Source organism: Humitalea sp. 24SJ18S-53 (assembly GCF_050632385.1).
GTDB lineage: Bacteria > Pseudomonadota > Alphaproteobacteria > Acetobacterales > Acetobacteraceae > Humitalea.
In genome coordinates this window covers 1,188,025-1,211,522 of record NZ_CP192599.1, presented here as the reverse complement: position 1 = coordinate 1,211,522, position 23,498 = coordinate 1,188,025, and the positions used below count along the sequence as shown (strand labels likewise).

The 23,498-nt window shown below is 63.7% G+C and carries 22 protein-coding genes; 1 reads left to right on the top strand and 21 read right to left on the bottom strand.

Annotation, left to right across the window (positions count from 1 at the left end; translation table 11 throughout):
• Positions 1–17: 17 nt before the first annotated feature.
• The 19 genes from ACQW02_RS05900 to ACQW02_RS05810 form a co-directional block, all read right to left on the bottom strand.
• Positions 18–1,085 carry an ABC transporter ATP-binding protein gene (locus ACQW02_RS05900; protein ID WP_431284341.1) on the bottom strand — a complete coding sequence of 356 codons (1,068 nt, stop codon included), beginning with the start codon at positions 1,083–1,085 and terminating at the stop codon, positions 18–20.
• On the bottom strand, positions 1,082–1,939 hold the full coding sequence (locus ACQW02_RS05895) for an ABC transporter permease (RefSeq protein ID WP_431285868.1): 858 nt from the start codon (positions 1,937–1,939) through the stop codon (positions 1,082–1,084). The genes ACQW02_RS05900 and ACQW02_RS05895 overlap by 4 nt, the downstream gene beginning before the upstream one ends.
• Positions 1,939–2,823: an ABC transporter permease gene (locus ACQW02_RS05890; RefSeq protein ID WP_431284340.1), complete on the bottom strand. Its 885-nt coding sequence runs from the start codon at positions 2,821–2,823 to the stop codon at positions 1,939–1,941. Before ACQW02_RS05890 ends, ACQW02_RS05895 begins: the two co-directional genes overlap by 1 nt.
• Positions 2,824–2,851: 28 nt before the next feature.
• Positions 2,852–4,003, bottom strand: a complete 1,152-nt coding sequence (locus ACQW02_RS05885; RefSeq protein ID WP_431284339.1) for an extracellular solute-binding protein — start codon at positions 4,001–4,003, stop codon at positions 2,852–2,854.
• A 45-nt stretch (positions 4,004–4,048) separates the two neighbouring features.
• Positions 4,049–5,395 (bottom strand): LLM class flavin-dependent oxidoreductase, encoded by a 1,347-nt coding sequence (locus ACQW02_RS05880; RefSeq protein WP_431284338.1) that lies wholly within the window; start codon positions 5,393–5,395, stop codon positions 4,049–4,051.
• Positions 5,396–5,530: 135 nt separating this feature from the next.
• A complete protein-coding gene (locus ACQW02_RS05875; protein WP_431284337.1) occupies positions 5,531–6,049 on the bottom strand; it encodes a MarR family winged helix-turn-helix transcriptional regulator in 519 nt (172 codons plus the stop codon).
• A 62-nt stretch (positions 6,050–6,111) separates the two neighbouring features.
• On the bottom strand, positions 6,112–7,530 hold the full coding sequence (locus ACQW02_RS05870) for an aldehyde dehydrogenase family protein (RefSeq protein ID WP_431284336.1): 1,419 nt from the start codon (positions 7,528–7,530) through the stop codon (positions 6,112–6,114).
• A gap of 2 nt (positions 7,531–7,532) precedes the next feature.
• Positions 7,533–8,591: a hypothetical protein gene (locus ACQW02_RS05865; RefSeq protein ID WP_431284335.1), complete on the bottom strand. Its 1,059-nt coding sequence runs from the start codon at positions 8,589–8,591 to the stop codon at positions 7,533–7,535.
• Between the two features lie 15 nt (positions 8,592–8,606).
• Entirely contained in the window at positions 8,607–9,608 is a 1,002-nt protein-coding gene (locus ACQW02_RS05860) for an ABC transporter substrate-binding protein (protein WP_431284334.1), read from the bottom strand.
• A 92-nt stretch (positions 9,609–9,700) separates the two neighbouring features.
• Positions 9,701–10,702: an amidohydrolase family protein gene (locus tag ACQW02_RS05855; protein WP_431284333.1), complete on the bottom strand. Its 1,002-nt coding sequence runs from the start codon at positions 10,700–10,702 to the stop codon at positions 9,701–9,703.
• 24 nt (positions 10,703–10,726) lie between these two features.
• Positions 10,727–11,212 carry a (2Fe-2S)-binding protein gene (locus ACQW02_RS05850; protein WP_431284332.1) on the bottom strand — a complete coding sequence of 162 codons (486 nt, stop codon included), beginning with the start codon at positions 11,210–11,212 and terminating at the stop codon, positions 10,727–10,729.
• Positions 11,209–12,036, bottom strand: coding sequence for an FAD binding domain-containing protein (locus tag ACQW02_RS05845; RefSeq protein WP_431284331.1), 828 nt, complete (start codon positions 12,034–12,036; stop codon positions 11,209–11,211). The genes ACQW02_RS05850 and ACQW02_RS05845 overlap by 4 nt, the downstream gene beginning before the upstream one ends.
• The gene (locus tag ACQW02_RS05840; RefSeq protein WP_431284330.1) at positions 12,033–14,396 is read right to left on the bottom strand and encodes a xanthine dehydrogenase family protein molybdopterin-binding subunit; all 2,364 of its coding nucleotides are present in this window, start codon (positions 14,394–14,396) and stop codon (positions 12,033–12,035) included. The genes ACQW02_RS05845 and ACQW02_RS05840 overlap by 4 nt, the downstream gene beginning before the upstream one ends.
• On the bottom strand, positions 14,396–15,628 hold the full coding sequence (locus ACQW02_RS05835) for an FAD-dependent oxidoreductase (protein ID WP_431284329.1): 1,233 nt from the start codon (positions 15,626–15,628) through the stop codon (positions 14,396–14,398). Before ACQW02_RS05835 ends, ACQW02_RS05840 begins: the two co-directional genes overlap by 1 nt.
• A 283-nt stretch (positions 15,629–15,911) precedes the next feature.
• Entirely contained in the window at positions 15,912–17,018 is a 1,107-nt protein-coding gene (locus tag ACQW02_RS05830) for an ABC transporter ATP-binding protein (RefSeq protein WP_431284328.1), read from the bottom strand.
• 7 nt (positions 17,019–17,025) lie between these two features.
• Entirely contained in the window at positions 17,026–17,856 is an 831-nt protein-coding gene (locus ACQW02_RS05825) for a carbohydrate ABC transporter permease (RefSeq protein WP_431284327.1), read from the bottom strand.
• Positions 17,856–18,722 carry a carbohydrate ABC transporter permease gene (locus ACQW02_RS05820; RefSeq protein WP_431284326.1) on the bottom strand — a complete coding sequence of 289 codons (867 nt, stop codon included), beginning with the start codon at positions 18,720–18,722 and terminating at the stop codon, positions 17,856–17,858. Before ACQW02_RS05820 ends, ACQW02_RS05825 begins: the two co-directional genes overlap by 1 nt.
• Entirely contained in the window at positions 18,723–20,030 is a 1,308-nt protein-coding gene (locus ACQW02_RS05815) for an ABC transporter substrate-binding protein (protein WP_431284325.1), read from the bottom strand.
• Between the two features lie 35 nt (positions 20,031–20,065).
• Positions 20,066–20,797 (bottom strand): FadR/GntR family transcriptional regulator, encoded by a 732-nt coding sequence (locus ACQW02_RS05810; protein WP_431284324.1) that lies wholly within the window; start codon positions 20,795–20,797, stop codon positions 20,066–20,068.
• Between the two features lie 111 nt (positions 20,798–20,908).
• Here ACQW02_RS05810 and ACQW02_RS05805 point away from each other — a divergent pair, with 111 nt between their 5' ends.
• Positions 20,909–21,784: a TauD/TfdA dioxygenase family protein gene (locus ACQW02_RS05805; RefSeq protein WP_431284323.1), complete on the top strand. Its 876-nt coding sequence runs from the start codon at positions 20,909–20,911 to the stop codon at positions 21,782–21,784.
• Positions 21,785–21,886: 102 nt separating this feature from the next.
• On the opposite strand, the gene ACQW02_RS05800 is transcribed toward ACQW02_RS05805, so the two are convergent.
• On the bottom strand, positions 21,887–22,615 hold the full coding sequence (locus tag ACQW02_RS05800; RefSeq protein WP_431284322.1) for an ABC transporter ATP-binding protein: 729 nt from the start codon (positions 22,613–22,615) through the stop codon (positions 21,887–21,889).
• A gap of 6 nt (positions 22,616–22,621) precedes the next feature.
• Entirely contained in the window at positions 22,622–23,464 is an 843-nt protein-coding gene (locus ACQW02_RS05795; protein WP_431284321.1) for an ABC transporter permease, read from the bottom strand.
• Positions 23,465–23,498 lie beyond the last annotated feature (34 nt).

Genomic DNA, 23,498 nt, shown 5'->3' with positions numbered 1-23,498 from the left:
TCCGTCACTCGGCCCCGTCAGGACCAGATGCGCCAACTGTCAGGGCGGATGGTCAACCAGGCGGACTGACCTTCCGGAAAATCCTTGTCCTCGACGGGTTGAATGACCTGGATGACCAGATCGCCAATCTCGACACGATAGCGCGCCAACATGCCAAGATACTCCCGCCCGACAATCCTCACCTGAAGGCAGGAAACCTCCTCACCCGGCACCGGGGTCGCGCTGAGCCGCAACTCGTCGGCACGCAGTAGGAAGCGCGTTTCCGCCTCGATCTCGCGGTCGGTGCGGATCAGGACCTGGGCGCCTTCGGCGATCTCAATTCGGGTCAGCGCACCCGACCGTCCGACCGGGCGGCCCAGCACTTCATTGACGTTGCCGAAGAAGCGCATGACGAACTCGGAGCCGGGTGTCCGGTAGATCTCCTCCGGCGTGCCTTCCTGCTGCTTCCGGCCATTGTGCATGACCACGACCTTGTCAGCCATTGACAGTGCTTCGGCCTGATCATGCGTCACGAAGACCGTCGTGATACCCAGCGTCTGCTGGATGCGCTTGATCTCGCCGCGCATCTCGTCGCGCAACCCGGCGTCCAGCGACGACAAGGGTTCGTCGAACAGCAGCAGGTCGGGTTCTATGACGATGGCCCGGGCCACCGCGATGCGTTGCTGCTGCCCGCCCGACATCTGGCTCGGCAGCCGGTCCTCGCAATGCGGCAGGCGCACGATTTCCAGCGCACGGCGAACACGTTCGCGAATCTGCTCCGCCTTCACGCTTCGGTACTTCAGCCCGAAAGCGATGTTGTCGAAGGCCGTCTTGTGCGGGAACAAGGCGTGGTTCTGGAACACCATACCGAAGTTGCGCTTGTGGACGGGCACGTCATTGACCCGACGTCCCTTGACCAGGATATCCCCGCCACTTGGCGTCTCCAGCCCAGCCAGCATCCGTAGCGTCGTTGTCTTGCCGGACCCAGAGGAACCCAACAGCGCGACGAACTGACCCTCCGGCACCTGGAGGTCGAAGTCCTGCACGGCACAAACGGATCCATACCATTTGGCAGCCTTGCGAATATCGATGGCAAAGTTGGTCATGTCACGGATCCGGAAGTGCGGGCGACCAACGCCGGTGCTGCATCATCCGCGACCGGCCGAGGACGGCGACGCGTCGTCGCGAGGTAGAGCAACAGCATCGTCGTCAGCGGCACCGCCGTGGAGAAGGCAATCAGCGCCGCGGCCAGGGCATTGAGTTCCTGGCTTATGGAGTTCTGCAACTCCGACAACACATAGATCGGCACAGTGTCGAAGTTCGCCGGCCGCCAGAACAGCGTGGCGGTCACCTCATCGAAGGAACTCATGAACGCGAAGACCATGCCGGTGATGATGGCCGGCAGCGCCAGCGGCAACGTCACCTCGCGGAAGGTGTGCCAGCGGCTGGCACCCAAGGTGCGCGCCGCTTCCTCCAGATGGATGGGGATGGCCTGCAACCGGTGCTGCGTGGTCAGGATGACGAATGGCAGCGTCAAGGCCACGTGCCCCACCACCATCAGGGTGAAGCTCTTGGACCATCCCAGGACGCGGAAGGCGAGCAGCAGCCCGACGCCGAGGATAAGGTGCGGCACAAGCAGCGGCAGCGTCAGCAGGGTCTGCACCACGCCCTGGCCGACGAAGCGGTAACGCACCATCGCATAGGCAGCCGCCGTGCCGATGACAGTGGAGATCGAGGCCGCCAGCGCACCGAGGATCATGGAGGTCCGGATGGCCTCGACGACGGCGGGGTTGCGGAACAAGCCTGAGAACCACCGCAAGGTCAGTCCGGTCATTGGAAAGCTACCAAACTCCGGCGGATTGAACGCAAGCAACACGACCACCGCGACGGGTAGCAGCTTGAAGATGTAGATCAGCACCGTGAACGCAGCGAGCAAGCCGAAGGCCAGGCGTGGCGGCATCACGCGGCCCGCTTCGTCAAATGCGACAGCCCGACGATCCGCGCATAGACCAACAGCACGGCGACCAGGACCAGGATGAACACAAGCGCGAGTGCCGCGCCGAAAGGCCAGTCAAGCTGCGGCACCATCGCCTCATAAATCAGGTTCGGGAAGTAGATATTGCCCGGTCCACCCAACAACATCGGCGTGATGTAGCTGCCGGACGCCAGGATGAAGCACAATAGGCAACCCGCCGACAGGCCCGGCAGCGACAGCGGCAGCGTCACGGCCAGGAACGCCTGCCAGTCACTAGCACCCAGGGTGCGCGCGGCATCAACCACGTTCCGATCCACCGACTGCAAGCCGATGTAGATGTTCAGGATCATGTAGGTGATGACGTAATGCACCAACCCGATGTAGATCGCGAAATCGTTGTATAGCAGAGGCAACGGTTCGAAGATCAACCCCATGCGCTGCAACGACATGTTCACCAGGCCCGTCGGGCCGAGCACATGCAGCCACGACATGGTACGCACGACGAAGCTGATCCAGGACGGCAGGAACAGCAGCAGGATCAGCGCGGCGCGCCAGCGATCGCCCATGCGACTGAGGGTGTAGGCAACCGGATACCCCAAAAGCGCCGCCGTCAGCATCGCCAGCAGCGACAATCGGATGCTGCGCCAAAGGATCAGCGCGTAGAAGGAGTCGCCAAAGAACTCCCGCCAATTGTCCAGCGTGAACACCTGTTCGACGATGCCGATCGGGGAACGCTGCCAGAAAGAATACACCCCGACCGTTACCAACGGCATCACGATGAACATCGCCACGCAGGCCAGCGCTGGCGCCAGGAGCAGCCAGGCGGGCCATTCAAACCGTCGGTCGCGTGGGATCGCTGTCGTGCTCATGCTGTGCCCTGGCTTGTGCGACGGCGGCTCAGCCGCGCGCCATGACCTGTTGATACCGGCGCTGCCAGGCGATGGCGTTCTGCGTCCAGTAGACGGGATCGACGAAGGTGCCGAGACGCAGCGTCCCATTCTCGTCATAGCCCGGCAGGTTGGCGCGGAGCGATGCCGGGATCTCCACCTTTGTCGGGTCGTAGAGCGGCGTATTGCCCTCATCCTCCGCCAGCACGAACTGGACCTCGGGCCGCAGCAGAATGTCAAACATCTCATAGGCCGCATCCATCGGCGTCCCTTTCAGGACGAGAATCCCGCCGGTGTCCGTGTAGATGCCGTTCGGAAAAGCGATGTCGATGGGAAAGCCCTGCTTGCGTAGATGAAAAGCGCGCACGCCCCAGCCATCGCTGACGACAGCGGTGCCATTGGCCAGCAGGCTCATCTGCTCGGCACCGGAGCTCCAGTACTTTATCACCATCTGCCGGCTCTGACGGATCTTGTCCCAAACGGCATCCATGTTCGCGATGGCATTCGGATTCTGGCCAGTTTGCAGCGCGCCGTACCAGATGCGCTTGAGCCAGTTGTTCTCACCGGAAATCTTACCGCGAAACCGCGAATCCAGCAGGATGTCGGCGCCCTTCTGCGCCACCTCCGCCGATGGCAGCAAGTCGCGGTTGTACAGGATGCCAACCGTGGTCAGGATCGACGGCACGGCGCAAAGCTTGCCGTCCGACAGGATCTTGAAGCCATCGATCGCGCGCCGATCCATGGTCGCCAGACGCGGAATACGTGTTTCGTCCACCGCCTCGCACAGCCCGAAGTCATAGAATTGCTTGTAGGCCAGGCGCGTATTCAGCGAGGCCAGATTGTAGTCTCCAGGCGATCCCGCGCGCACCTTGGTCAGCAATTCCTCCATCGAACCGAAGGAGCCCTGGCGCACCGCGGTACCGGTCTTTTCGGTGAACGGGCGTAGCACCAGCCTGTCCATGGCCTGCTGCGCCACGCCGCCCCAGCCATCGAAGCGAATGCCATCAGCAGCCTGTGCGTGGCGGGTCAACCCGGCGATGCCGGCCCCCGCCAGCCCCACGCTGGCCGCCGCCATGCCCAGCAGCCCAAGGAAACCTCGCCTGCCGAGGTCGCCATTGCCATGACGCTCGATCAGATGCTCGCAACGGGATTGCATGTTCATCGCCATTCTCCATAGCGCGACGCGCGCGTGTCGATCAGCAGAAAATCAGCCTGCACGCGTGGATCGCGGCACGCCGGTGTGATGCGCGGGCCGGCGCAGTCCGAGATTCTCGCGCAGCGTGCGCCCCTCGTACTCTGTCCGAAACAGGCCACGACGTTGCAACTCAGGCACCACGAGTCGCAGCACGTCTTCCAACCCGTCGGGGTAGTAGGGGAGCATCATATTGAAGCCGTCGCAGCCGCCCCCCAAGAACCAGGCCTCCATCTCATCCACGATCGTCTTGGCCGAACCGACGATCTGATAGTGCCCGGAACCGCCCGACAGTCTGGTGTAGAGCTGACGGATCGTGAGCCCCTGCTCCCGCGCCAACCGCAGCGTCTTGCCGGAGATCGACTTGACCGGGCCGTCACCGGTCAAGTCCGGCACAGGGCCGTCCACCGGATAAGCGGAGAGGTCGCCGACCGTGCGCTCCAGGATGCCCATGCCGATCTTGGGGTGGATCAACGCTTCCAGTTCCGCCAACTTATCCCGTGCCGCCTCATCGGTCTCACCGACGACAATCATGGCGCCCGGCATCACCAGCATGTCGTCCGGCGATCGGCCATAGGCGGCGAGGCGACCCTTTACGCTGGCGTAGAAGGCTTGCGCCTCGGCCAAGTTCTGCTGGGCAGTGTAGACGAGATCCGCGGTGCGCGCCGCAAGATCCTGCCCCGGCTCCGAGGAGCCGGCCTGCGCGATCACCGGATAACCCTGCACCGGCCTTGCGATGTTCAACGGGCCACGCACCGAGAAATGCTCACCCTTGTGGGCTAGCACATGCATCTTCGCGGGATCGAAGTATCGCCCACCCTCACGGTCGCGCAGGAAGGCGTCATCCTCCCAGCTGTCCCAGAGCCCAAGGACAACATCGAAGAACTCCTCCGCCCGACGATAGCGAACGGAATGATCCAGATGTTTATCGCGGTTGAAGTTCACCGCCTCCTGCTCGCTCCAGGAGGTGACGACATTCCAGCCAACGCGGCCCTCACTGAGATAGTCCAGCGAAGCGAACTTGCGCGCGACGGTGTAGGGTTCGTTGTAGGTGGTGGAAGCCGTGGCAATCAGCCCAATGCGCTCCGTGACGGCAGAGATCGCGGCCATCAACGTCGTCGGCTCGAACTGCTCGATCCGTCCATTGTAGCTTAGATCATCATCACTCTTGGCATTGATGCGGACGGCGGCGCCATCCGCCCAGAACATGAAATGGATCTTCGCCGCTTCCGCAGCCTGGGCCATGCGTTTCCAAAGCTTGAAGTCGAGCGCACCACCCAGTGGAGAGCCGGGATGCCGCCACGCCGCGAGATGCGTGCCGTTCTGGACCATGCTCAATCCGAGCTTCATCTGCCGACCCATACCGCGCCAATCCTTGCTCAGCAAAACGCAGACTGCAAAGGCGGCCGATCCAAGATTCGCGGCCCCGCCTCAAACCGTATAGTGAGTATACGATCTATTTTATCCGCTGCAACGCGAATCTACGTCAAACACAGATCAGCTTTCCGGCAGGCGCAAGGTTGCACGACCTAGGCTGTTGCTTGCCGTAATCATCAACATCACCAGTTCCAGAAAGGTCTCTCGCTGACTCTCGTTCAGCGGGCCGAGCAGCCGCTCCTGGATGCGCTTCAGCCGCTTCGCGCCTTCGGCTGCCAGCTTCATGCCTTCCGGCGTCAGGAAGACTTCCTTGAACCGGCGGTCCCGTTGCGACACCTCGCGGATCGCCAGGCCGTTCTTGATCAGGCGCACCACGACATCCCCGACGTTGACGCGGTCCAACCCGAGCTCCTCACCGATCATGGACTGTTCGATGCCAGGCCGATTGGCAATGACCGTCAGCGCACCAAACTGCACTGGCGTCAGGCTCAGATCCTGCATCTCCTCTAGAAAGATCGCGACCGAGATCTGGTGCAAGCGACGGATCAGGAAGCCCGGACGGCCCCACAGATCGATCGATCGCTCAAGCGTCGAGACATTGGCGGGGCGGGCGGTGCGGGTTCGCGAAACCTTGGTCATGCAGGCGCTTCTGCCCTTCCGACGCGTGACACGTCCAGTGCCAATTCAGCACGATCGATGGATCACGGCCGAATGCCGATGAACTTCAGTTGTGACATCTCCTGGATGGCGTACCGGATACCTTCCCGTCCGACACCACTGCTCTTCACGCCCCCGAAGGGATACATGTCCAGGCGAAAGCGGCTCGCCTCGTTGATCCATAGCGAACCGACGTCGATCGCATCGGCCAGGCGCAACGCCGTCGCCAAGTTCGCAGTGAAGGCCGCAGCCTGCAAGCCAAAGGGTGAGTCATTCGCCATGGCGATCGCCTCATCCACCGTATCGAACGGCAAGACGACGATGACGGGCCCAAAGATCTCCTCATGCCACAGCCGCATGGCGCTCGTGACGTCAACCAGGATGCCAGGCGATACCAATGCACCGTCGCGCACCGGGGGCAACAGCGCGCGGGCGCCCTTTGCTTGGGCATCGGCCACCAGCGCCATGACCCGTTCGGCCGAGGCCAATGTCACCATCGGGCCGATATCGGTCCTGGGGTCGCCAACGGCGCCGACATTCAGCGCCTTTGCGGCCTCGACCAGCAAAGGCAGAAAGGCCTCCAACGCCGCCCGCTGCACCAGGACGCGTTGCGCGGAGATGCATTGCTGACCGCTCGCCTCGAAACCCGCGGCGGCAATCTTCTGTGCGGCGACCTTCAGATCAGCATCGGCGAAAACGAGGTTCGCGGCGTTGGAGCCAAGCTCCGCCAGGAACTTCTTGGCACCTGCGGCGCGTGCCAGCGCCTCGCCCGCCGCCGTGCCGCCAGTGACACTGACGGCCCGCACCAGGGGGTGCACGACCAGTGACAGCGCCGTCGCGCGATCGCCAGAAACGACGTTGAACAACCCGTCGGGCCAACCGGCGGCGGAAAAAATCGCGGCCAGTTTCAATGCCGTCCGCAGCCCCGCCGGCGCAGGCTTGACCACCACCGTGTTGCCGGCCGCGACGGCCGGGGCGAGTTTCTGCACCAGCAGATTGACTGGTGCGTTGAACGGCGCGACGGCGGCGACAACGCCAAACGGCACATGGCGCACCATGCCGAGCAATCCAGCACCGTTGGTCGCGGAATCCAGCGGCAGGATCTCGCCGTTCAGATTTGGCAAGGCCGCGGCGCAGCCTTCGATGAACTCAACACCGCGCTTCACCTCGCCACGCGCCAAGCGGATGGGCTTGCCCACGTCCTCCGCTATGATCTGCGCGATTTCCTCCGATGCCGCGGACAAGGCAGTCGCCGCTGTCTTCAACCAGGCAATGCGTTGGTGCTGCGGTGCACCGCGCAAGCGGTCGAACGCAGCAGCAGCGGCGGCGACAGCCGCCTCGACACCGGCATCGCCAGCTTCGAGGATGTCGCCCGTCGTGGCGCCATCCTCAGGCCGAATCAGCGTCAGGCCAGGGAGCCCAAAGGCCGCAGACTTGCCGTCGACAAAGGAGCGGATGTGCATGCCTAGGCCTTCTTGCGCAGTTGCTGCAGCTGCATGTTCGCAAGGAACGGCACCAACGGATGCGTGCCCATCGCAACCATGGCCGGCAGGTCGAGTGCCACGAGCGCCGCACCCTGTTCCGGCGTCAGTTTGAAGCGCGACGCGTAGGCCGCCGGATCGGAAACGTAGGCCTCACGCGCCGGTGCTTCATGTGCCAAGGCGTGCAGGGCGGTGACCAACTCGACCAGTTCCGGCTTGGTCGCGGGGTAATGTGGCGCGCCAGGATCACGACCAGCGTTGAACCAGCCGAGAGAGGCATAGTTATGGTGCCAGCTCGGGTCCATCTGCAGGACGTCAGGAACGCGCTCACCCAACGCGCCGGCAGCGCAGGCCCAACAGCGCAGCTCGATGTTGCCGGTGTCGTCCAGCTCGCTTTCGTGCAATCCGATCAGGCTCTTCAGATTGCCCTCGCGCAGCTTCGCGAGCACAGCCAGGTCCCAGTCCAACTCGGGGTTGGAATAGCGATCCGTCCCCGGAAAATGCGACATGCCGCCGCTGGCCAGAACGACCGTGCGCAGCCCGAGATTCGTCACCGCCCGCGCCACAGCCTGGCCGAAGGCGTAGCAGCGCTCCATCGGCGGTTGCGGTGGCAGGTAGGCGTTTACATAGATCGGCAGCACCGGCGCCGTATGGCCCAAATGCGTCAACGGAATACCGATGGCGTAGTCGATCTTTGCCGTACTGCTGAAGGCCGGATCGAACCCCTGCTGATACAGGCTTCGCACCAACTCCAGCCCCACCTCGCCAGGAATCGGCCAATGGAAGTCGCGACCGGCGAACCGACCCCGCCCCTCACCGCCGACATGGATGGTGAAGGCCGGCGCAGCCTGGTGAAAGAATTGCTCCGCGTGATCGTTGGAGAAGATGATCCAAAGATCAGGCTTCAGCGCACGCAGGCTTTCGCCAATCTCGGCCCCGACGCGCTGGACCTTGGCAATGGTCGCCTTGTCCTCCGTGTCCGGCTGAGTGAAGAACTGGGGCGCGTGCGGCAGCATCGCTCCGCCGACAATGCTGGTCCGCATCGAAACCTCCTTTGATCAAACGACCCGGCGCAGTGCCGCGTCGGGAATGAAGCGGCCATCGAAGATCTGCTCGACAGTCGGCGGGGTCTGGATCTGGAAACCCTCCGCGATGATCTCGATCCCCTTACGCAGGCGTTCGATGTTCATTGTTCCGAGGCCATTGGCCCGGACGTTCGGTGTCAGCACGAGCCTGTCCAGCACCCATTTGAGGCGAGCCAACTCCACGGCACGGTCCGACAGCGGCTCCCGCCGCACGACAGCATCCGTCGCACCTTCCGGGTCTTGCGCAGCCCCCAACCAGCATCGCGTGATGGCGATCGCCATGCGGCGCGCCAAATCCGGCGACCGCTGCAGCACGTCATTGTTCACGATCAGGCCTTGGCCAAAAAAATCAAAGCCGTTGTCGGTGAAATAAACGAGACGCGTGTCGTCCAACTTCACGCCACCGCCAAGCAGGTTGAACAGTACCGTATAGTCGAAGCCGACCACCGCATCGACGCGACGCTGAATCAGCATGGTGTCGCGCAGCGCGACATCCACGGTCTGCCGGTTGATCGACTGGATATCGATCCCCTTCAGCCGCAGCAGAGCCGGCAGAATGCGTGACGGCGCATCCGCCGTCCCCGTGCCCAGCGTACGGCCGCGCAACCCCTCCAGGCTGGTAATGCCATTGGGCTGGATGCTGACGATGGCCGCGGCGAAGCGGTCATATATGGGCATGATCAACTTCGGTGCCGCGGCGGGATTACGGGCGGTAAACTCCACCAGGGTGCTGGCGTCGGCACAGCCGAATTCATAGGCGCCGCTGGCAACGCGGCGCACGGCATCCGCCGAGCCGGAAGATCCATCGACCCGCGCATCGATGCCGACGTCGCGGAAGAAGCCTTTCTCAACACCATAGATGAAGGGCGCGGTCCCACCGTAGATACGGAAGTCACACGAAAACCGTACGGGCTCCAACCGCGGCTGCGCGATCGCGGGCCGGGCGAGTCCACCGACCACGGCCGCGGCCAGCAAGCCGCGTCGTTGTACCTGTGCTGTCTGATCGTTAGGCATCGTCATCTCCGTTTGGCTTCGCGTGTGACGGACCTCTCCCCGGTTTTTTCTTATCAGAGCCGCAATAGCCGGCGCGCGTTGGTCTCGAACATCATATGACGCTCCGCATCGGTGACCTGAAGCTCATCCAGAATCTTGATAGTCTCCCGGATGAACATCGAACCACCTTCCGGATCGAAGGGACAATCCGAGGCGAAGAGCGAACGCTCCACACCGAAGAAATCAAGCCCACATCGCGTACCGGAAGCCGAGCCAAACAGCGCCGTGTCGGCGTAGAACATGCGGAAGTAGTCGACAGGGCGCTTCTTCAGCGAGGCGAGCAGGGCGCCGTAATCCTCGTCGGACGTACGTGTGCCGAGTTGGTCCTGGCCTGGCCCGACCCGCCCTTCGAAGAAGGGGACCATCGCACCCATGTGATGGGCGATAATCTTCAGGTTCGGCAGGCGGTCGAACAGCCCCGAGAAGACGATGCGGGCCATCGCGGCGCTGGTCTCATACGGCCAGCCGAAGGTCCACCAGATCTCGTATTTGGACTTCGCTTCGGTCTTGTAGTCGGCAAAGGCTTGGCCGCGCGCGGGGTGCAGCCAGATCGGCAGGTCGTGATGTGCCATGCGGTCAAAAATCGGCAGGAATTCCGGCAGATCGAGCGGCTTGCCAGCGATGTTGCTGAAGATCTGCACACCGCGCGCGCCCATCCCGACGGCGCGATCGATCTCCTTGACCGCCGCTTCCGGATTGTTCATCGGCAATGTCGCGATGAAGGCTGGGAAATGGTCCGGCCGCTTCGCGCAAAGCTCGGCAAATCCGTCATTCGCCATGCGCGCCAGCTCGGCAGCAACCTCCGGCGTCGCGACCTGTTCCAGCGGCGGCATCGTATTGGCCAGCACCTGTTGATAGTCGCCGAAGCCGTCGATCATGCGCATGCGCGCCTCGACATCCCACAGGGTCGGCAGTGTCACCCAACGCTTCACCGTCCCCTTGTCGGGCACCAGTTCGATCACCCTGTCCATATAGCCGCCGGGTGGGAACAGATGGGTGTAGATATCAAGACGCATGAGTGCGGGATCCTTCGGTCTTGTTCATTCAATCGGCTGCGGTGTGGCAGCCAGCTCGGCGCCGGCGCAGCGAATGGCCTCGACGATGCCGACGTAGCCGGTGCAGCGACAGATCTGCCCCGCCAGCTCCCGGCGGATCAACGTCTCATCAGGCGCGTGATGACGGCGCAGGATGTCACGTGCGGTGATCAGCATGCCCGGGGTGCAAAAGCCACATTGCAGCGCATGCGCCTCATGAAAGGCCTTGCGCAGCAGCACCATGATCGCATCATCGCGCAACCCCTCGATGCTCTGCACCTCACGCGCGTCGGCGGTCACGGCAAGGACGATGCAGGACCGCACCGGCTCACCATCCAGCAGCACGGTGCAAGCACCGCAGGCGCCGTGTTCACAGCCCAGGTGCGTCCCGGTCAGTTGGCAACCATCACGCAAATACCCTGCCAACGTGTCGCGCGGCAGGACAGTGCTGGTCCGCGCCTTGCCGTTCAGGATCAGGGAGATCGTCGTCATGACTGCTTCATCTGTTCGATGGCCCGGAAGACCGTCGCCGCATGGCAACGCAGGCGATAGACATCCGTCGTATCGTCGGCCTCGGCAACGGCGTGCAGAATGATGTCGCGTAGCGTGGCCTGCGATTCACCGCCACGCACCGCGGCCGCGACACTCGGTAGCAGCCTCGCCCCTCCCGCTGTCGCGCCCAGTACCACGACGGGTGGCGCATCCATGTGCGCCTGAACGACGGCGCAAAGGGAATCCGCAAATGCGCCCTGCTTGCGGGCCAACTTGCTGAACCCCCAGCGCGCACAATCCGGCAACCGCGGCACGTCAATGGCGCGCAGGATCTCACCCGGTGCCAGCGCCGTCGCATAGGCGCCATGGATGAAATCCGCGACAGCCACATGACGCTCGCCACCTGGCGTCGCGATGACCACGGTGGCGCCCAGGGCCATCAGGCAAACCGGCCAATCCGCAGCGGGATCGGCCAACGCCATGGAGCCACCGATGGTTCCCAGATTCCGTATAGCGCGATATGCGATCCCGCTGGCGACACGCGCCAGCATGCCCCGCGACGGATCGGGAATTCGCCCGTCCTCGATCATGGCATGACGCGTCGCGGCGCCGATGCGCACCGCATCTCCCATCGGCTCCACCAGTGTGAGTTCCGCCAAGCGCGAGACATCCACCAGGCTCTGCGTCGCAGCTACGCGAAGGCTGAGCATGACAACCAGTGATTGCCCCCCGGCGATGGGGCTGGCTACATCATCTTCCCGCAACACGCGCAACGCGTCGGCCAGGGAGTCCGGCCGACGATAGCTGAGGTCTGGCGGCCTCATGCCACATGTCCGGCGCGAAGCACCGCCTCGTCCAGGGCGGCGATGACGCGGCGCGGTGTGACCGGTGTCTCGTTCATGCGCAGCCCCTCGGCCCGAAAGGCGTCGGCGACGGCATTCGCGATGGCGGCCGGCGGCGCGATAGCCCCGCCCTCGCCCATGCCCTTCACGCCGTATTCCGTGATCTCGGACGGGGTGACCAGGTGTGCGATGCGGATCTTCGGCATCTCCGACGCGCAGGGCATGTGATAGTCGGCAAAGGTTGTCGCCAGCGGCTGCCCCGATGCGTCGAAAGGAATCTCCTCCAGCAGTGCCGTGCCGATGCCCTGCACGACGCCGCCCATCACCTGGCCATCGACGATCATCGGGTTGATCATCGTGCCGCAATCCTCGGCGACCACATAGTCAAGAATCTCAACCATACCGGTATCGGGATCCACCGCGACGACCACACCATGCGCCGAGTAGGAGAAGGTACCCGCCGATTCCGCCGGCTCGTAGGTCGCCGTCACGTCCAGCACCGGATCAACGCCGATCGGCATCATCTCCTGCCGCACATGCGCCGCTCGGGCGATCTCGGCATAGGGCACCGCGCCGGACGGACCATGCACCTGGCCCTCGGCCAGGCGCGTCGCCGCGGCATCGACCTGTAGCAGATGCCCACCGATGCGCTTCAGCTTCTCGGCCAGGATACGGCAGGATCGCGCGACAGCACCGCCAGCGAAGACCGTACTGCGGGATGCAAAGGTCCCGAAGCCGAAAGGGCTGACATTGGTATCACCATGGCGCACCGCGATGCGCGCGGGGTCCATGCGCAACTCCTCCGCCGCGATCTGCGCGAGCGTCGTCTCCAACCCCTGGCCGTGGCTTTGGATGCCGACCAGCAGTTGGACCGATCCATCGGGCAGCATCCGCACCGTGCAGGTCTCGTAGCTCGGCATGACCCGCGCGCCTCGGCGCGCCCATTCCTTCAATCCGTGGCCGCTCTGCTCCGTGTAGATAGCGAAGCCGACGCCGATACGACGTCCATCATCCTCTCCGGCTGCCTGACGTGCGCGCAGCGCCGGCAGGTCCACCATCCCCATGGCTGTGGTCAAGGCCTTGGCATAGTCGCCGTTGTCCAACCGCATGCCACCTGCAGTCACAAAGGGCATCTCGTCGGGCGTCACCAGATTGCGGCGGCGCAGTTCGGTTGGTTCCAACCCCAATTCCCGCGCCATCTCGTCAACCATGCGCTCGATGGCAAAGCAGGCGCCCGGGCGCGCGACCCCACGATACGGCCCCATCGGAGATTTGTTGGTAGCGACGGTAAAGTTGCGAAACTGGATGTGTGGAATACGATAGGGACCGGTCAGGTTGCGGACCGCCATGCTGGCCTCAGCAAAAGCACCGGTCGGCCACAGCGGATAGGCGCCCGCGTCGATATGAACATCGCCTTCAAGCGCCAGCAGGCGGCCGTCCCGATCGGCGTGCAGCGTCAGGTCGTAGACATGCTCCCGCGCATGAGGCGAGGCGATCAGGTGTTCACGCCGATCCTCCACCCAGCGGATCGGCGTGCGACGTTTCAGCGCCAGGGCGCAAACCACGATCTCCTCCGGCGTCAGCCGGTTCTTGCCCCCGAAGCCGCCACCGACATCGGGGGCGATGACATGCACCTTGTTCTCCGGCAGGCCCAGCGCCTGGGACAGACCGAGGCGCATGACATGCGCACCCTGCGTGGACAGGTAGACCACCAGCTCGTCGAGCCGATCGTCCCAGTAGGCGAGGACAGCGCGCCCTTCCAGCGGCACCGTGGCCTGGCGGTTCATCCGCAGCCGACGAGTAACCCGAACGGTGGATTGCGCCACGCCGGCTGCAAGATCGCCCCCGGTCGCACCGCTGACGATAAAGGCGTTGTCCGGCCAATGCTCGTGGACCCTGGGCGAACCCGCCGCCATGGCGGCGACGCAGTCGACCACAGCCGGCAATTCGTCCAGATCGGCGATCACCTGCTCGACGATGTCCTCCGCGTCACCCCGTGTGGGGGCGACGCAGGCGGCGACAACCTGGCCGACAAAACGCACGTGGTCACGCGCCAAGGGCGGATAGGCCACGTTGCGGTAGTTCGCGATATCAGGTCCTGCTGGCAGTTCCACGAAAGGGCCAAGGTCGCCGGCGGCATAGACATCACCCTCGAATCCCGCGGGCTTGGCAACGCCCTTCAGCACGGCATGCGCCAGCGGGCTACGAAAGAAACAGACTTCCTCGATGCCGTGCATCTGGATGTCGCTGACATACTGCCCCTTGCCCAGCAGGAAGCGGGCGTCCTCGCGGCGCGGCAGGCGCGCACCGATCCAGGAAGTTTGCTCGGCCGGGGCGTCCATCACAGCACGGCGCTGGCCGTGTTGAGGCTGTCAATCAGGGAGCTGCGGTAGAGAAACTTCTTGTGCAGCTCCAGGTTCTCCGAAATGCGGCGCAGCCCGTTCAGGTGTTCTTTCCGCTTCACCGGATCACGCTCGCTCAAGGCCTTCTTGTTGGCGACCGACTGTGCCTGCACGAAATCGATCTGCGCCGAACGGCGCTGACGCGTGTACCGGTCCAGCACGTCCATGTCGGCGGCACCGGTGCGGATCGCATCGAGCTTCTCCGCGAGGTTCATCGCATCGTGGATGCCGCCATTCATGCCCATCCCGCCGATCGGGTTATTGACATGTGCGGCATCGCCAACCAGCAGCACCCGCCCCTGATTGAAACTGGCCGCGACGCGCTGATGCACCTTGTACAGCGCGTGATAGGCGATGGCGAAGTCGCCCGTTTTTGGCAGGAATTTCTGTAGGCGACGCTGAATTCCCTCATCGCTCAATGCAATCTCGTCGGGCTCTTCAGGCGGCACCGGAAAGATACCCCGCCAGATTCCTGGTTCGCCGGGGCCCTTCACCTTGAACAGGTTCAGCCACTCATCGGGATCGGAGAAATAATTGCGCGTACAATAGCCGCGGCCCGATTCCAGGAAGTTGTGCGTCGTGCCGATTTTGATGAAGCGCTCCGGCCAGGTGAAGCCTTCGAAGTCGATGTCCGCCATCTTGCGGACGGTGCTGCGGCCTCCGTCAGCGCCGATCAGCCACGCCGCGCTCATCGTGGTGGCTTCGCCATCGACCTCGACCTGAAGGGTCACGTGATCCGCATCCTGGCTGAACCCGATCAGCTTTGTGCTGAAACGCGTTTCCAGCAGCCCGGTCTCCTTGGCCTTGTCCAGGGCAGCCAGGACCAGCTTGTACTGTTCCCATTGCAGCACAAAGGGGTAGGGCACCTCGCCTTCCAGCACACCGACGTCGAAGATCGCGACCAGATCGTCCGTGACGCGGTCACGATAGTGGAAGATCGGCGACAGCAGTCCGCTCGCCCAGGCAGCGTCCTTCAAACCCAGGCCGACCAACATCTCCACCGTGGGCGGATGCACGGTCGCTGCACGCTGATCCTCGACCGGGCCTGGTTCGGCTTCGATCAAGGTGACAGGAAATCCGCGCTGGCAGAGCGCCAGGCTGACAACAGCCCCGACCGGTCCCGCGCCCACGACGACGACACGGTTGCGATCTTGGGCGTCGAGTTGGGGCATGGGTATGGCGTCTCTGACTAGGATGGGCTGACTATTGATAAGTATACTCATCGATAGGCTTGCCCCGTCAAGACCGAATTCGCGCGTCGGCCCGTTCCGGCCATTGAGCGGAAAAGCTGACTGACGCCGCCTCGATGGAAAGGTATCGGCGATGATGGCCACCCGATCATTCCGGGGCAGATGCCAATTTCGTCGTCCGAGGCGCGGTTTCAGATCCCCCGCTGGGGGCAATGGCTGGATTCTGCCAGGAACGGCAGCTAGCCGGCACAGGTCGGCTCCAGCCTCAATCCACGAAAGGACCCCCGCCGTGGCTGACCGCGACGCCGCTTTCGGCATCGAACAGATGCATGCGCTGCGGGTCAAAGGCCAAGCGAACACCATCGCCAGCCGCCAACGCATCGGCGCGTGGGTCGGCGCGCACCACCACTTCCGCCGCATCCCGCCCTCGCACGGTCAGGAACAGGTCCGCGCCGGCCAGTTCTGCCAGGATGATGCGGGCCTCCGCCGAAGGGTCGGGTAGGGCGGTGATCGCTTCCGGTCGCGCACCCAAACGCAGCTTGCCGCTTCCAGTGACAGTAGCCGGCGGCCGCCCCAACGAGATGACGCCGAAAGCCGTGGCGAACGCCAGCGTCCCGCCTTCCGCCACCGGCGTTCCATCCAGGAAATTCGTTTCCTGCTCACCAACAAAATTGGCGACGAAGGCATTGACCGGTCGGCCGTAGATCGCCGCTGGCGGCGCGTATTGCTGTAGCTTGCCAAGGTTGAACACGGCAACACGCGTCGACAGCGTCATCGCCTCCGACTGGTCGTGGGTGACATAGACGATGGTCGATCCCAGCGCCTGGTGCAGAGCTTTCAGGTCGCGCCGCATGCGGATGCGTAGCCGCGCATCGAGGTTGGACAGCGGCTCATCCAGCAGGAACACTTTTGGGTCGCGCACCATGGCGCGGCCGAGTGCCACGCGCTGCTGCTGGCCGCCGGAAATCTCCTTCGGGTAACGCGCCAGCAGGTTCCCGATACCGAGCGTAGCGGCCACCTTTTCCACCCGCGTGCGGATGTTCGCCGCGTCCGGTCGCGGTTTCCGGGCTTCGAGCGGGAAGGCGATGTTCTCGAAGACCGTCAGATGCGGGTAGAGCGCGTAATTCTGGAACACCATCGCGATGTCGCGCTTCTCCGGCGGCAGTTGGGACACCTCGCGATCGCCGATCATGATGCTGCCGGCATCGGCGTCCAGCAGCCCGGCCAGCAGGTTCAGCGTCGTGGATTTCCCCGAACCGGACGGCCCCAGCAACGACACGAATTCGCCTTCCCCGACATCCAGGTCGAGTGCATCCAGCGCCACGGTCGCGCCATAGCGCTTGGTGACGCCGCGAAAGGTCACAGTGGACATCAGGCAATTACCCCTTCACGCCGCCGCCGGTCAGGCCGGACATGAAATACCGCTGCAGGAAAATGAAGACGGCAAGAATCGGCACGATCGACACCAGCGACGCCGCCAGCAACGGGCCCCATTCCCGGCCGTAGAAGCCAAGGTAGAAGTAGATGGCAACGGGGAAGGTGCGCGTTTCCTGCGAACTGGTCATGGTCACCGCCACGACAAAATCGTTCCAGGCAAAGACCAGCGCGAACAGCGCTGCCGCCACCAGGCCGGGCTTGGATAGCGGCAGCACCACCTTCCACAGCGTCCGCAACGGCGAACAGCCATCGACACGCGCGGCGTTCTCCACCTCGACCGGCAGCGACATGAAGTAGCCGTAGAGCATCCACATCGCCGCCGGCAATTGGTAGGCGCTGTAAAGCAGCACTAGGCCGAGCCGCGTATCGAACAGCCCCACGGCGCTCAGCAAGGTGAAGGTCGGCACCAGCAGCGACGCAATAGGAATGCTCATCACCCCGATCGTCGCCATCATCACGGCGCTGCGGCCGCGGAAGTCGAAGCGCGCCAGCGCGTAGCCGCCAAAGGCCGCCAGGCTGATCGTCAGCAGGATCGTCGCCGCCGAAATCAGGATGGAATTGCCGATGTAATAGGCCGCGCCGTCCTGGAAAATTCGCACGTAGTGTTCGCCCGTCGGGGATTCCGGCAGCAGCCGGGGCGGGAACTCGACGATGTGGTCGGCGGGCTTCAGCGACGACGACAGCCCCCAGAGGATCGGGAACAGCGCGAAGACCGCGATTAGCAGGTTCACCCCAGTCCGCAGCATGCGCCGGCGCAGAATGGCAAACTGCATCAGATCCGCCCCGCGCGCCGAAACAGCGCCAACAGGATGCCGACCAGCACCATGTTGGCCAGGAACACCAGCAGCGCCAGGGCATTCGCCTGGCCCAGCACATGATCGGCAAAGCCCAGCCGAAACACCTTCAGCACCACCACCTCCGTCGCATTGCCAGGACCGCCGCCGGTCAGGATCAGCGGGAAGGTCAGGATGTTCACGAAATGCACCAGCAGCCGGACCAGCGTGATCAGCATGGGGATGCGCAGCAACGGCAGGGTGATGCGGCGAAAGCGCATCAAGGCGCTGGCGCCGTCCACGCGCGCGGCCAGGTGCAGTTCCGGAGGAATGGCCTTCAGCCCGGCCAGCAGCATGATCATGGCGAAGGCGCTGTCGCGCCACATCGCGTTAAACACCAGCGCCGCCATGGCAGTGCGCGGTTCCGCCAGGATCGAGACGTCGCCAAGCCCGAAGGGGCCGAGGGCCAGCGACGACAGCCCTGCCTCCTGGCTGAACAGCCATTTCAGCAGCATCGACCCCACCAGCATGGCGATCATGTAGGGCACCAGGACCACTGCGCGCATCACCGTGGCGAAGCGCCCGTCACGCTCCAGCCACACCGCCAAGGCAAATCCCAGCACGAAAGTCAGCACCAGCGCGAAGATGGAAAACACCGCCGTCACCCAGAGCGCCGACAGCACCTCGGGTGATTCCAACGCACGGGCGTAGTTCTCCAACCCGACAAAGCGCCGGATCTGGAAGAAACGCACATTGTGCAGGCTGTAGTAGAAGGCGATCACCAGCGGCCCCAGCACCAGCGCCGTTTCCAGGAACAGCGCCGGCGCCAGCAACCGCCAGGGTACAAAGCGTTCCGCGCGACGCACCTACTGGCGGTCCTGCGTCGCCCGTTCGGCAATCCGCATCGCCGCCATCGCATCCCGCTGGCCGAGAACCACCTGCTGCGTCGCCAGGTTGAAATCGGCCAGGGTCCGACCCCAGGCGCATTGGCTGGGCATCGAGAAACCGGATGCGGCGAAGAAGTTTGCGATCTGGGTCAGATGCGCATTCTCCGGCAGTTGCATCTCTGGCCGTGCGACGAGTGATTTCAGCATCGGCACCTGCATCCCCGGCAGGTTCCACAGCGCCATCGCTTCGGCATTGGCCATGTGGTCGATGAACCGCGTCGCATCCCGCACCCGGGGCGACGCGCGCCATGCCGTGGCGAACCAGCCGGTGGTCAGGGTTGGCCCAGGCCGATCGGCCGTCCAACCCGGAATGGGTGCCAGGCCGAGGTCCGCCTTGTTCCAGCCAGAGGCCGTGCGCTGGATCTGGTCGAAGCGGGCGTTGGAGATGACCTCCATCGCGTAGCGCCCGGCGGCGAACTGGTCGATCGCGTCATCGGAGGTCATCGCGACCGCCTCACGCGGCGTCACCCGATGCTTCAGGATCAGGTCGGCCTGCCATTGCACGGCGCGCGCGGCCTCCGGCGTCGCCAGCCGCGCGCGGCATTCGCCGTCGAACAACTGCCCCTGCAACCCGATGGCGGCCAGCACCGCCGGGGTGACGGAAAACCGTTCTGTCCCCAGGCCAAGGCCCATGCCCCAGATATCCGGCTGGCCATCGCCATTGATATCGCGCGTCATCGCCTTGGCGGCGTCCACCAGCCCATCCCAGGTCTTCAGCGCATCGGTCGTCAGCCCGGCGGCAGCCAGCAGGTCCTTGCGGTACATGAGCACGAAGGTCGTCGCCATCAGCGGCATGGCGATCAGCTTTCCGTTCTGCGTCGCCGCCTGCAACGCCGCCGGCAGGTTCTGGTCGGCGCGGCGCGCCGGGCTCCAGGCATCGACCACGGGCTTGAGGTCCGCCGCCGCGTTCGATGCCCCCAGCAGCGCCAGATTGTTGTCGTTGACCCAGGAAATGTCGGGCGCGTTGCGGGCATTGGCGCCCAGCACGAAGCGCTCCGCCATCGTGGTCCAGACCTGCGGTTCCACCCGGATGCGCAGGGTCGGGTTGGCGCGCTCGAAACTTTCGATGATGGATTTGAGCGCCGATTCCCGGCCACCCGGACGACTGGGATCGAGGAAGGTCCACATGGTGATCGTCGTGGGCTGCTGCGCGCCGACCAGGACAGGCGCGGCCAGGCCGCCCAGCGTGGCGGCGAGCGTGGCTCGGCGGGTGATGGTCTGGTTCATTTTTCTTGTCCTCCCCCTGTGCTGCCTTTGGTCGGCTATTCCTTGGGATCGAAGTAGTTGCGCCCGACGCGGTGGAAATGCGCGTCCATCAGGGCGCGCGCTGCGGCGCCGTCCCGCGCCTCCAGCGCATCCATGAGCTGCGCGCGAAACACCAGGCCGGCGCGCCAGCTTGCCTTGTTCTCGACCTTGCGGCGCAGGGTCTCCCACATCGCCCCCTGCCGGGCGCGCCACAGGTCCCGCACGGTGCGCGAAAAAATCTGATTGTGGGCAGCATCGACCAGCAGCAGGTGGAACGCTTCATGTTCCTCGGCGGGGCTGGTGTCGGCTTCGACCAGCGCGGTCATCCGCGCCAGGCAATCGCGCAGCGCGGTGCGCTGGTCGGTCGTCGCGCGGGTCGCCGCAAGTTCGGCGGCGGCGCATTCCAGCGCCCGGCGCGCCTCGAACTGCTCCAGCGTCCCGGGGCCGAGGTCGCCGGCCGCACTGAGCGGGAAGATGGGGGAACCGCCGAGGTCCTGGCGCACATAGGTGCCGTCGCCCATCCGCGTCTCGATCAGCCCGGCGGTTTCCAGCGCGATCAACGCCTCCCGCAGGGATGGGCGACTGACTCCGATGCGTTCGGCCAATTCGCGCTCGCCCGGCAGGCGGACATTGGCGGTGAAGGTGCCGGCGCGGATCAGCGCCTCGATCTGCTCGGCGATCTGCTCATACATCCGCTTGGGGCGGATGAGCTTCAGCGTCGGGAAATCCTGGTGCGCCTTGACTGCCATGGCGGAAGGCTAGGGCTCGGCGGACAGACCCGTCAACTGGTCAGACCACTTTACCTTGACCTTCGCCCAACGCCGCGCCTAGCCTTCGCTGGTTCGTGGGAGGACACAACGATGCTGGACCATGTCGGCAGCACCATCCGGGTGCGCCCCAGTGGCCGCGCCCTGGGCGCGGATATCGAGGGCGCGGACCTCGCAAATTTGACCGATGCTGATTTCGCCGTGCTCCGCCAGGCTTGGCTGGATCATTTGGTGATCCGCCTGCGGGGGGTCGATATCGACGACCCCACCCATGTCGCCCTGTCGCGCCGCTTTGGGGAGCTGGACTTCAATCCGGGCACGCGGCTGACCGGCAAGGTCTATGTCGAGGGCATTCCGGAGATCGTGAAAATCTCCAACATCGTCGAAAACGGCAAGCCGGTCGGTGAACTCGGCGCCGGGGAAGCCGATTGGCATACCGACATGTGCTTCGTCGATACGCCGCCCTCGGCCAGCCTGCTGCGGTCGCTGGAGATCCCGGCGGCCGGTGGCGACACCAGCTATCTGAACATGGAAGCAGCCTATGCGGCGCTGCCGGAAGCGCTCAAGGCGCGGGTGGCGGGCCGGAGCATCAAGCATGATGCGGTCTATGTGTCCTCCGGCAAGCAGCGGCCGGGCACCGTCGCGCCGGCCAGCGGCGATATCCGCGACATCGCGGGCGCGGTGCATCCCATCGTCCGCACCCATCCGGAAACCGGGCGGCCGTCGCTGTATCTGGGCAAGCGCAGCAACGCCTATGTCTTGGGCCTGGAGGTGGCGGACAGCGAGCGCCTGCTCGATGCGCTATGGGCGCATGTGCTGGGCGGCGATTTCATCTGGACGCAGCAGTGGCGGCTGGGCGACATGCTGATCTGGGACAACCGCTGCACGATGCACCGGCGCGAAGCCTTCGAAAGCACGGAGCGGCGGTTGCTGCATCGCTGCGTGGTGAAGGGTCAGAAGCCGGTCTGACGACGCAAATGTGGACGCGCTATGGGGCGGGAAATTCCTCCACGCCTCGATGAGCCCGTGTCGCCACATGCGCGCGGGCTTCCAAGCGCGGCTTGGCTCCCTCTATCCAATCACTTCGTCTGGCGTGCCATCACCAATAATCCTGCCCCCCTCCATACGGATCACTCGGGTGCACCATCGGCGGACGACAGCCATGTCGTGCGTCGCGATGACCATGATTTCCGATCCCTGCACGAGTTGCGCGAGCCGTTCTTCTGCCTTCGTCATGAAATCGGCGTCGCCGGCGAGGAACCATTCGTCCATCAGCAAGATGGCGGGCTGCATGGCGGTCGCCATGGCGAAGGACAGGCGCACGGCCATGCCGGCGGAGTAGCCTCTGATCGGCACGTCCAGAAATTCGCCTAGACCGGAAAACGCAGCGGCCTCCGCCTCAAGCTCAGCGGCCGCGGCATCGTCCAACCCTCGGTAGAGGGCGCGCAGACGGATATTCTCCCGACCGGTGCTGTCGGGATCCATGCCTGCCCCGGGATCGATCAGGCTGCCGATCTCCCCATCCACGCGAAGGGATCCCGCAACAGGTTCAAAAATTCCCGCAAGAACCCGCAAAAGTGTGGTCTTGCCAGCGCCGTTCTGCCCGACGAGGGCGACACGTTCGCCTTGCCGAATTTCAAATGACAGATCGTGCAGGGCCTGCACAACGACCCTGTTGCTCTCGTCGGTGCGAACGCGAATTCCAGCCTTGGACAGTAAACGCTTTTTCAAGCTGCGTGCTGGCGCGTGATAAAGTGGAAACGCGACCGCCAGGCGGGTTGCCTCGATGTGAGCAGCCATTTCAGATCAGACCCAAAATGCGATGCGCGAACGAAAACGCGCGAAAAACATGAAGGCGATAGCGCAGTTCGCGCTCGTGAAAACCAAAGCTGCGAGCCAAGCCAGCGGGGCTCCGCCGCCTTCCACCAAGGGACCCCGAAGTGTTTCCAGCAGCGCATAGAAAGGGTTCAGCGGCAGCCACACTTTGATATCGCCAAGCATATCCGGCTTCCACATGATGGGCGTCAGGAAAAATGCGAGCTGCAATACATTTCCAATAATGTGGCCCACATCGCGAAAGCGGGCACAAACCATTCCAAGAAAAATACAGGACGCAAACCCATTTACGCACAAAATAGCAATTCCAGGAATAACGAGAAGCGCACTCCATCCCGGATTATGACCCAGAACAACGAACACCAACACAATCAATGGAATCTGATGAAGCGCAGTAAGCGCATTTCGCAAGGTGCAGCGCAGCGCGTGGACAGTATATGGTAAACGAACTTGACGTATTACACCTTCGACACCAGTCATACACGCTACGGCATCAGTTATAAGTCCGGAGATCATCTGCCAGACGATCAAACTGACTGCCAGATGGGGAAGATAATCAGTCAAATTTATCTTAAATAGCTGAGAATACAGGAGTCCCAGCCCGGCGACCATCACAGCAGACGACAGTGTAAACCAAAAAGGGCCAAGTACCGACCCACGATAGCGATTGCGCAAATCGAGCCGCGCAAGCGCGAGCGACAATCGCCATGCGCGAAAACCTTCCTTGAGATCATCAAGCGCCCGGCCCGTGTAGTCTGGGTGATCGGCAGATGTCACAATGAGAGTCGATGAGGATGGTGCCATGGCCTTCATACGGCGGAGCGTATAGCCGCATGGTCGGGGCCCC

Bases quoted from the DNA above. Each gene is read 5' to 3' on its own strand.
- ACQW02_RS05900 (WP_431284341.1), bottom strand. From the start codon at position 1,085: ATGACCAACTTTGCCATCGATATTCGCAAGGCTGCCAAATGGTATGGA.
- ACQW02_RS05895 (WP_431285868.1), bottom strand. From the start codon at position 1,939: ATGCCGCCACGCCTGGCCTTCGGCTTGCTCGCTGCGTTCACGGTGCTG.
- ACQW02_RS05890 (WP_431284340.1), bottom strand. From the start codon at position 2,823: ATGAGCACGACAGCGATCCCACGCGACCGACGGTTTGAATGGCCCGCC.
- ACQW02_RS05885 (WP_431284339.1), bottom strand. From the start codon at position 4,003: ATGAACATGCAATCCCGTTGCGAGCATCTGATCGAGCGTCATGGCAAT.
- ACQW02_RS05880 (WP_431284338.1), bottom strand. From the start codon at position 5,395: ATGGGTCGGCAGATGAAGCTCGGATTGAGCATGGTCCAGAACGGCACG.
- ACQW02_RS05875 (WP_431284337.1), bottom strand. From the start codon at position 6,049: ATGACCAAGGTTTCGCGAACCCGCACCGCCCGCCCCGCCAATGTCTCG.
- ACQW02_RS05870 (WP_431284336.1), bottom strand. From the start codon at position 7,530: ATGCACATCCGCTCCTTTGTCGACGGCAAGTCTGCGGCCTTTGGGCTC.
- ACQW02_RS05865 (WP_431284335.1), bottom strand. From the start codon at position 8,591: ATGCGGACCAGCATTGTCGGCGGAGCGATGCTGCCGCACGCGCCCCAG.
- ACQW02_RS05855 (WP_431284333.1), bottom strand. From the start codon at position 10,702: ATGCGTCTTGATATCTACACCCATCTGTTCCCACCCGGCGGCTATATG.
- ACQW02_RS05850 (WP_431284332.1), bottom strand. From the start codon at position 11,212: ATGACGACGATCTCCCTGATCCTGAACGGCAAGGCGCGGACCAGCACT.
- ACQW02_RS05845 (WP_431284331.1), bottom strand. From the start codon at position 12,036: ATGAGGCCGCCAGACCTCAGCTATCGTCGGCCGGACTCCCTGGCCGAC.
- ACQW02_RS05840 (WP_431284330.1), bottom strand. From the start codon at position 14,396: ATGGACGCCCCGGCCGAGCAAACTTCCTGGATCGGTGCGCGCCTGCCG.
- ACQW02_RS05835 (WP_431284329.1), bottom strand. From the start codon at position 15,628: ATGCCCCAACTCGACGCCCAAGATCGCAACCGTGTCGTCGTCGTGGGC.
- ACQW02_RS05830 (WP_431284328.1), bottom strand. From the start codon at position 17,018: ATGTCCACTGTGACCTTTCGCGGCGTCACCAAGCGCTATGGCGCGACC.
- ACQW02_RS05825 (WP_431284327.1), bottom strand. From the start codon at position 17,856: ATGCAGTTTGCCATTCTGCGCCGGCGCATGCTGCGGACTGGGGTGAAC.
- ACQW02_RS05815 (WP_431284325.1), bottom strand. From the start codon at position 20,030: ATGAACCAGACCATCACCCGCCGAGCCACGCTCGCCGCCACGCTGGGC.
- ACQW02_RS05810 (WP_431284324.1), bottom strand. From the start codon at position 20,797: ATGGCAGTCAAGGCGCACCAGGATTTCCCGACGCTGAAGCTCATCCGC.
- ACQW02_RS05805 (WP_431284323.1), top strand. From the start codon at position 20,909: ATGCTGGACCATGTCGGCAGCACCATCCGGGTGCGCCCCAGTGGCCGC.
- ACQW02_RS05800 (WP_431284322.1), bottom strand. From the start codon at position 22,615: ATGGCTGCTCACATCGAGGCAACCCGCCTGGCGGTCGCGTTTCCACTT.
- ACQW02_RS05795 (WP_431284321.1), bottom strand. From the start codon at position 23,464: ATGAAGGCCATGGCACCATCCTCATCGACTCTCATTGTGACATCTGCC.